Raw genomic sequence first — 1,198 nt, 5'->3', positions numbered from 1 at the left:
GCCCCGGGCGCCGCTACCGGCGTCGAGTGCGGTGACCTGACCGCATCCCCGCGGGTCACGGTAGACGGAGACCACATCGCCCCAGGCCTCGGTGGCCGCGCACAACGCCCGGTCGCGGTCGTACCGCCAGCGCTCCTCACCCGACTGCGGGTCACGGCCGACGACCGCACCACCGTCGGCCGTGGCGATCGTGCCCCCGGACACCACCGGTGCGGTCGTCGCGGCGCTCGGAGCACGCCACAGTTCGGCGAGGGTCCGGGGGAGCGACTGTGCGGTCGCGGGAGTGGGGACGGGTCCGTCCCAGGTCGTCGACGTGGTGCCCCGCGCATCCGACGTCAGCCAGACGGCACTCGCCGCCACCAGAGCGGTGACGACGAGTGCGGCTGCGACGAGAAGGTCGGTGCGGGTGCGGCGCTCGGGCGCGAGCACGTGGTTATCGTGCGGACGACGTCGAGACTGCTTCCACGCTCGACGTGTCCTGCTGCTCTGCGCGACCGGCGGGGCCCTCGCCCGAACGGGTGCGACGGCGACGACGGCGACGACGGGCCGGAGCTTCCGCCCCGGTGTCCTCGCCCGTCTCGGATGCGGCCGGCTGTGCCTCGGTCGCCGCCGAGTCGTCGGCACCGGTAGGAGCGGCGTCCGTCGCGGAACCGTCGGCCGACCTGCCGCGCACGGTGCGACGGCGGACCCGGTTGCGCTTCGGGCGCGATCCCGCCTCGCGGCCGGCGCGCTCGCGCTTCTCGCCGTCCTCGGCGGGAGCGGCGGCGGGGGCGGCCTTGCGGACACGCCCGGTGGCGTCGGTCGGGATGTTCAGTTCCTCGAACAGGTGCGGGGAGCTCGAATAGGTCTCGATCGGATCCGGGATGCCGAGATCGAGCGCCTTGTCGATGAGCTGCCAGCGCGGCACGTCGTCCCAGTCGACGAGGGTGATCGCGATACCGGTACGTCCGGCGCGACCGGTACGGCCGATGCGGTGGACGTAGGTCTTCTCGTCCTCGGGGCACTGGTAGTTGATGACGTGGGTGACGTCGTCGATGTCGATACCGCGCGCGGCGACATCCGTCGCGACGAGCACGTCGATCTTGCCGCTGCGGAACTTGTCGAGTGCCTTCTCGCGCGCGATCTGACCGAGATCGCCGTGCACCGCGCCGCATGCGAAGCCGCGCTCGACGAGATCGTCGGCGACCTTCTGCGCCGT

The 1,198-nt window shown here is 72.5% G+C and carries 2 protein-coding genes; both read right to left on the bottom strand.

Translation table 11 applies throughout. The features are described 5' to 3' along the window. A partial coding sequence (locus tag R1101_RS0123860; RefSeq protein WP_016935672.1) for an Rv3212 family protein occupies positions 1 to 429 on the bottom strand: 429 nt, incomplete at its 3' end. 4 nt (positions 430 to 433) lie between these two features. Continuing rightward, the coding region (locus R1101_RS28525; RefSeq protein ID WP_016935671.1) for a helicase-related protein at positions 434 to 1,198 on the bottom strand (765 nt) is incomplete at its 5' end.

The organism is Rhodococcus sp. R1101 (assembly GCF_000278445.1).
Classification (GTDB): Bacteria; Actinomycetota; Actinomycetes; order Mycobacteriales; family Mycobacteriaceae; genus Rhodococcus; species Rhodococcus gordoniae.
The sequence above is the reverse complement of the archived record's forward strand: the minus strand, read 5'-3'. Positions and strand labels throughout refer to the sequence as shown.